The 6,799-nt window shown below is 48.0% G+C and carries 7 protein-coding genes; 2 read left to right on the top strand and 5 right to left on the bottom strand.

Annotated features, from left to right (window positions below; genetic code table 11):
• Nucleotides 1–65 precede the first annotated feature (65 nt).
• Complete coding sequence (locus tag PHU49_12715; protein MDD5244869.1) at nucleotides 66–335, top strand: HU family DNA-binding protein; 270 nt, start codon at nucleotides 66–68, stop codon at nucleotides 333–335.
• A 59-nt stretch (nucleotides 336–394) separates the two neighbouring features.
• Here PHU49_12715 and hemC read toward each other — a convergent pair whose 3' ends face one another.
• From hemC to PHU49_12690, 5 genes are all read right to left on the bottom strand, one after another.
• Nucleotides 395–1,288 (bottom strand): hydroxymethylbilane synthase, encoded by an 894-nt coding sequence (gene hemC / locus PHU49_12710; protein ID MDD5244868.1) that lies wholly within the window; start codon nucleotides 1,286–1,288, stop codon nucleotides 395–397.
• On the bottom strand, nucleotides 1,251–2,540 hold the full coding sequence (gene hemA / locus PHU49_12705) for a glutamyl-tRNA reductase (GenBank protein ID MDD5244867.1): 1,290 nt from the start codon (nucleotides 2,538–2,540) through the stop codon (nucleotides 1,251–1,253). Before hemA ends, hemC begins: the two co-directional genes overlap by 38 nt.
• A 158-nt stretch (nucleotides 2,541–2,698) precedes the next feature.
• Nucleotides 2,699–3,514: a c-type cytochrome biogenesis protein CcsB gene (ccsB, locus tag PHU49_12700; protein ID MDD5244866.1), complete on the bottom strand. Its 816-nt coding sequence runs from the start codon at nucleotides 3,512–3,514 to the stop codon at nucleotides 2,699–2,701.
• On the bottom strand, nucleotides 3,511–4,161 hold the full coding sequence (locus tag PHU49_12695; GenBank protein MDD5244865.1) for a bifunctional precorrin-2 dehydrogenase/sirohydrochlorin ferrochelatase: 651 nt from the start codon (nucleotides 4,159–4,161) through the stop codon (nucleotides 3,511–3,513). The genes ccsB and PHU49_12695 overlap by 4 nt, the downstream gene beginning before the upstream one ends.
• A complete protein-coding gene (locus PHU49_12690) occupies nucleotides 4,136–4,408 on the bottom strand; it encodes an acylphosphatase (GenBank protein ID MDD5244864.1) in 273 nt (90 codons plus the stop codon). Before PHU49_12690 ends, PHU49_12695 begins: the two co-directional genes overlap by 26 nt.
• Before the next feature lie 164 nt (nucleotides 4,409–4,572).
• Here PHU49_12690 and PHU49_12685 point away from each other — a divergent pair.
• A partial coding sequence (locus PHU49_12685; GenBank protein MDD5244863.1) for an acyl-CoA dehydratase activase occupies nucleotides 4,573–6,799 on the top strand: 2,227 nt, incomplete at its 3' end.

Genomic DNA, 6,799 nt, shown 5'->3' with positions numbered 1-6,799 from the left:
AAACTATCTATAAGGTGGTTGTTGTGGGAACTGCCGTAAATTAAAAATCTAAAGGAGGGGTGTATATGACCAAAGCAGAATTAATAGTTAAAGTGGCAGCCGACTCAAAAATATCAAAGGCTGCGGCGGGAAAGGCACTGGAAGCCTTCCTCGATGGCGTAAAGAAGGCCCTCAAGAAGGATGAGAAGGTAACGCTTGTGGGTTTCGGTACGTTCTCGGTATCAAAGAGAAAGGCAAGAAAAGGGAGAAACCCCAGAACAGGGAAAGAGATCAAAATTCCTGCGCGCAAAGTGCCGAAATTCACAGCTGGTAAAGCTTTGAAGGATGCAGTCTGATCAGGTTTAATAATATTTACCGGTAAATGCCCCCTTGCAAAAGGGGGCATTTTTTTATCTCAGATAATGAAGGGTTTTAATTTCTCAAGCGCAACTTCTATGGCAAGGGCGGATTGTTCCCTTGGGTATGTGTATTTTTCGTGCACAAATGTCCTGCCGTTTTCATCGCCCATCGAGACGTACAGTATCAGCGATTGATCCATGATGTGCGCATGGATGCCGAGCGGTATCTGGCATCCCCCGCCTATCCTGCCCAGGAGTTCCCTCTCTATTGATATTTCTTCTGAACTGACAGGGTCGTTGATTGGCTTGAGCATATCCATGACCTCATCCTCATTTCTTATTTCTATCCCGATAGCCCCCTGACCTGCAGAGGGAACCATGACATCAAGAGGTATGATCTCTCTGATGTGGTCCAGAAAACCCATCCGTTTGACGCCGGCATAGGCGAGGATGATGCCGTCCAAGGACTGTGTCTTCAACTTCCTGATCCTGGTATCCACATTGCCGCGCAAGGGGATAACCTGGATTTCGCTGTTGAGACGCAGGATCTGGGCCTTTCTCCTCAGGCTGCTTGTCCCGATCTTTGACCGCGCCGTAACAGCGTCCAGGGTATTATGCGTCAGGGAAATGAATGCGTCCCTCGGATCTTCTCTCTCCAGGACCGCGCCGAGGATGAGCCCATCCTCGAGCGCTGCCGGCAGGTCTTTTACGCTGTGGACTGCCATATCGATGGACCTGTTCAGGAGTTCGTCCTCGATCTCTTTTACAAACAGGCCTTTGCCGCCGACAAGATGCAAGGGTCTGTCCCAGAAGGCGTCACCTTTTGTCTTGATCGTTTTGACGAGAAGCTCCCTGTCGGGATAGAGTGGTTTGAGCTGTTTTACGACGATCTCTGTCTGTTTCAGGGCGAGCTTACTGCCCCTCGTCCCTATTATCAAGGTCTTTTTCATCTTCTTCCTCAAGCGTGAACAACCTTTTGATTATTTCGGGTATTTCCCTGTCGCTGTCTTGTTTGATAAGCGCAACGTGGGGGTGGATCAGCTTTTTGACGATCGCCCTGGTGAGCATCTCGATATTCCTGAGAGTCTCCTCATCTGCATTTTTTAGCTTTTGAGAGGTCTTTTTGAATTCTTTTACACGGACCTCTTCCGCCTTGTCGATAATAAAGGCTATAAGGGGATTTTTTTCCGATTGCCGCAGCCAGGAAGAAAAGTTTGCTGTTTCCATGTCAATGATCTCGAGGGCCCTTTCCGATTCTTTCAATCTGTCTGAAAGATGTTTTTGTGAGAGGTCTTTTAGGTCGTCAATGTCGTAGAGGTAAACATTTTCGATATTGTTCACAGATGGGTCGACATCGCGCGGCACCGCAATATCGACAAGAAAGAGGGGCCTGTTTTTCCGTTTTTTCATTATCCGGAGGATGAGGCCGGCGTCGATCAGGGGTTTCTCCGCGCCGGTCGAAGTGAGAACCATATCGACCTGCGCGAGGAGGTCCGACATGCTTTCAAAGGGGTAGGGGATGCCCGCGATATCTTCGGCAAGTTTCTTGGCATTCCCGAATGTCCTGTTGATGATAAAGATCTCATGGAGACCTTCTTTTTTTAAATATCTCAGGGCTATTTCACTCATCTCACCGGCCCCGATGACAAGCACCTTTCTGTGGTGTAATTCACCAAAGATCCTCTTTGAGAGCTCGATCGCCATAGAGCTTATGGAAACCGGGTTATACCCTATCCTGGTTTCAGACCTTACGCGTTTGGCTACATTGAACGTTTTATGAAACAATTTGTTCAGGAGATATCCTGTTGTATTGTTATGCGTGGCTGTCCTGTAAGCGTCTTTTACCTGCCCGAGGATCTGCGGCTCTCCTACGACCATTGAATCGAGACCTGAAGCGACAAGAAAAAGGTGTTTGTATGATGACTCGTCTTTCAAAGTGTAGGTATACTCCTCGAGGACCTGGCGGTCTATATCGAAGGAGTTTACGAGGATCTCCTTGACCGCTGCCAACGATTCATCCGCCTGACGGGTGCAGAAATAGATCTCTGTCCTGTTGCACGTCGATATTACCGCTGATTCCTCAATACCCGTGGCGCGTAGTGTGTTGAGAAGTTGTGGTACCTGGGATTCAGCTAAAAAAAGCTTTTCCCTGATCTCGACCGGGGCCGTGTTATGGTTAAGTCCGAATACTACAATCTGCATACAACCTCTATTACCTTGTGACAGTATATCGTATATCGATAAACCCCCTCTCAAGTGGTTCTTTTGCAGTTCACGATATACTATATACGAAATACTGTCTGCGGCTCTTCTTGCAGTCCACTATATACTATATACGATATACTATTCACTGTTTCTTCCTACATATACGAATGCAAGCCGCCGATCAGGAGATTAACCCCTAAGAACGTAAAAAGTATCGAAATAAATCCCGCTATCATCAGGTATGCCGTCTTCCTTCCCCGCCAGCCTATTGCGAGCCTGTTATGGATCAATATGGCGTATACGATCCATGTTATAAGCGACCACGTCTCTTTTGGATCCCAGCTCCAGTATGACCCCCATGCAAAACCAGCCCAGATCGAGCCGGTTATGATACCTACCGTTAAAAAAGGAAAGCCATAGGACATGCACCTGTAGTTAATCGAATCGAGGGTCTCAAGAGAGGGAAACCGCGCGGAGAAAAGGAATGACTTTTTCTTTTTTATCTCCCGCTCCGCAATGATGTAGAGGATTGATACGAGGAAGCTCACAAAGAATATCGCGTTGCCAAGGAAGGAGAATATTGTGTGTATTGGCAGCCAGTAACTTCTGAGCACAGGCGACAGGGGCTTTACGTCCGTTGGATAGACCAGGGCCCAGATGAGCAGGATAGAGATAAAAGGGAGTACGATACACCCAAGAGAGTTTATCCTGTATGTTGTCTTCAGGTAGAGAAAAAAACCTGCAATGCAGAACGCGAAGAAAGAAAGGGATTCAAACATGTTCGTTATGGGTGTATGTCCTGCCTGAAGGTATCTGAAAATGATCGAGACAAGGTGTATGAAAAAGGCGGCTAAAAGGGTATAGTGGCCGGTTCTCTCGATAGTTTTTTTGTTATAGATCAGATACACGAGATATGAGAGCGCAGATAGAAGATAACAGAAAAGGGCGCTGTAGAAGATGAAGACGTTCATATGTCTGATTGGAGGAACATGCGTTTTATCTCTTTCAACCCCATGTTGTTCAGATCTTCCATGGACATCCTGCCGATCCTTTTCATTATATCCCTGCGCGTCTTCTTGTCCTCTATGCTGTTGATAATATATTTTCTGAACTTGCCAACAATATCCGCGTATTGAATATAGTCCTTTGTGACGATGGAATCTATCTCTTTTCTGAGCTTTTTCGAAAGAAGCGGTAAAACCCCGGAGGTGGATATGGCAATAACAAGGGGTCCTTTTTTGATGATCGATGGAACGATGAAATCGCAGAGGTCAGGGTTATCGACGACATTGACAGGGATATTCCTCCGGCGGGCATCATCCCTGATCTTATTATTCATCTTTTCATTATCCGTCGCGGCGAATATGAGAGAGACATTGCGGAGATCCGTTGTCCTGTATCCCCGCCTGACAATATTGATCTTTCCCTTTTGCGCGAGAAGCCGCAGGGCATTCGTGACGTCAGGACTTATCAGTTTTACCATTGCGTCGAATTTGAGAAGCATCTTCACCTTTCTCTCGGCAACCTTCCCGCCGCCCAGTACAATGCATGGTTTTTGAGCGACATCGAGAAAGAGAGGGTAATAGCTGTTCTTAATAGACGATTTCGAAGGATTCAAATTCCCCCCCGTATTCTTCCCGGGCGGTATCTATCTTTCTGACATGGGAGCCCGGAGGTCCCTGTCTGCACCATTCGATCATTCTTTCAATGTCCTCTTCTGAGCCTTCACAGACCATCTCCACCCTGCCGTCACGAAGATTTTTTACCCACCCTTTTATGTTGTATGCCGAAGCCGTCTGCATGGTATGATGTCTGAAAAAGACACCCTGGACCTTTCCTTCCACAAATATATGGATGCGTTTCATCAGGCCAGACTGACCGTATAATAACCTGCAACGAACAATAAACCGGAGAGAGAAAAACCATCGGGCATGCATACTCTACATTTTTGTTGATTAGAGTCCATTTTTATTATAATTAACATAAGCACCCTGCAAAATCAAAGCCTTTGTACACTCTGGAGGGAGGCATGCACAGGATAGGAATCGATATCGGCTCTGTCAGTATCAACCTCGTGGTAATGGACGAAAAGGGGGCGATTGTCAGAGATCAGTACATCCGCCACAAAGGTAAACCCTTTTATGTGGCGAGCGAGCTTCTTCAGGAATGCGCCGGTGGGTATGATATTGATTTTATAGCAACGACAGGGACAGGGGCGAGCCTGTTCTCATCGCTTATCGGCGCTGCCTTTGTCAATGAGATCATAGCGATCGAGAAGAGTTTCAGCAATCTCTACCCCACAACAGGCAGTGTTATTGACATCGGCGGAGAGGACTCGAAGCTGATCATCTTTGAGGCCGGCAGGAAAAGGCAAAACACGTTAAGGGTAAAGGATTTTTCCATGAACGCCCTCTGTGCTGCCGGCACAGGATCCTTTCTGGACCAGCAGGCATCGAGACTTTGTTTTACGATTGAAGAGTTCAGCGAAGTCGCGTTGAAATCAGAGAACCCTCCGAGAATAGCCGGCAGGTGCACTGTTTTCGCGAAATCCGACATGATCCATCTCCAGCAGATGGCAACACCCGATTATGAGATCGTAGCCGGCCTGTGCTATGCGCTGGCGAGGAATTTCAAAGGAAACATCGCAAAAGGAAAGGATGTAAAAAGTCCCGTAGCGTTTACCGGCGGCGTTGCGTCAAATGCGGGAATGAGAAAGGCTATACGGGAGGTCTTTTCGCTTCGGAATGATGAGGATTTCTTTATTCCGGAACACTTTGCCTCCATGGGAGCCATAGGGGCTATCTATGCGGTGCTCGACGACCCTTCATTGAAACAGAGATTTATTGGTCTGGAAAGATTGAGTGATTATTTGAAGAACGATAAACCTGAAACCTCTCTGGAGCCCCTTTCGATCTCCCCGGAGAACCTCAACATTCAATACGCAATGAAAAAGGCCACGGGCAAAACAAGAGTATACCTCGGCGTTGATGTCGGTTCCATCAGCACAAACCTCGTTGTCATCGATGAGGACAAGAACGTGTTGGCAAAGCGCTATCTTATGACAGAGGGGAGGCCGCTTGAGGCGGTGAAAAGGGGTCTCCTGGAGATCGGCGAAGAGGTTGGAGACATCGTCGAGATCATAGGCGCCGGGACAACAGGCTCGGGGAGGTACCTCACCGGTGATTTTATCAGCGCCGACATTGTAAGGAACGAGATCACTGCCCAGGCGGAAGCGGCAATAGCGATCGATCCAGAGGTAGATACGATATTCGAGATCGGCGGGCAGGATTCAAAATATATTAGTATCGATAACGGGGTGATCGTCGATTTCGAGATGAACAAGGCCTGCGCGGCAGGTACGGGTTCTTTTCTCGAAGAACAGTCCGAGCGGCTCGGTATCTCGATAAAAAAGGAGTTCGGCGACCTCGCCCTGGCCTCTAGGAAACCGGTCAAGATGGGCGAGCGGTGCACGGTTTTTATAGAGTCCGACCTGGTCCACCATCAGCAACGGGGGTCGAAGACTGAAGACATTGCAAGCGGTCTCGCTTATTCGATTGTGCAGAACTACCTCAACAAGGTCGTTGGCGACAGGCGGATAGGAAAGAGGATCTTTTTTCAGGGCGGCACAGCCTTCAACAAGGGGGTTATCGCCGCCTTTGAAAAGGTCCTCCGGAAACCGGTAACGGTTCCGTCCCATCACGACGTAACCGGGGCGATAGGCGTCGCGATCCTTGCCATGAAGGAGAGGACCTGGGAAAAGAGCCGGTTTAAAGGGTTTGATCTAAGCAAGAGGGGATATGAGATCGAGACCTTTGAGTGTAAGGGCTGTGAAAATCTCTGCGAGATCAAAAAGGTCACCGTGGAAAGGGAGACACCTCTGTATTATGGGAGCAGGTGCGAAAAATACGATGTTGTGAGGAGGGTCGAGAAAAAAGAGTCCACCGACCTTTTCAAGATTCGCGAAGAGTTGCTGAACTCGGTCTACGATAAGAAGATTGACGGGGAACAGATAGGGGTACCGAAGATCTTATACAGCCATGAACTCCTCCCGTTCTGGAAAGGTTTCCTTACAGAGCTCGGTTTCTCTGTTGTTATGTCCGATGCGACAAACAAAAAGACTGTTCGTGACGGTGTGGAGAATATTATTGTCGAGACATGTTTTCCGATCAAGCTGGCGCACGGTCATATCCTGAATATCCTCCACAAAGGCGTCAAGCGGATATTTATCCCCAGCGTTATCAACCTCAAGAAACCAT

It is taken from the genome of Syntrophorhabdaceae bacterium, from assembly GCA_028713955.1.
Classification (GTDB): Bacteria; Desulfobacterota; Syntrophorhabdia; order Syntrophorhabdales; family Syntrophorhabdaceae; genus UBA5609.
The sequence above is the reverse complement of the archived record's forward strand: the minus strand, read 5'-3'. Positions and strand labels throughout refer to the sequence as shown.

Coding starts and splice junctions, on each gene's coding strand:
- PHU49_12690 (MDD5244864.1), bottom strand. CDS start 4,408: ATGAAACGCATCCATATATTTGTGGAAGGAAAGGTCCAGGGTGTCTTT.
- PHU49_12715 (MDD5244869.1), top strand. CDS start 66: ATGACCAAAGCAGAATTAATAGTTAAAGTGGCAGCCGACTCAAAAATA.
- hemC (MDD5244868.1), bottom strand. CDS start 1,288: ATGAAAAAGACCTTGATAATAGGGACGAGGGGCAGTAAGCTCGCCCTG.
- hemA (MDD5244867.1), bottom strand. CDS start 2,540: ATGCAGATTGTAGTATTCGGACTTAACCATAACACGGCCCCGGTCGAG.
- ccsB (MDD5244866.1), bottom strand. CDS start 3,514: ATGAACGTCTTCATCTTCTACAGCGCCCTTTTCTGTTATCTTCTATCT.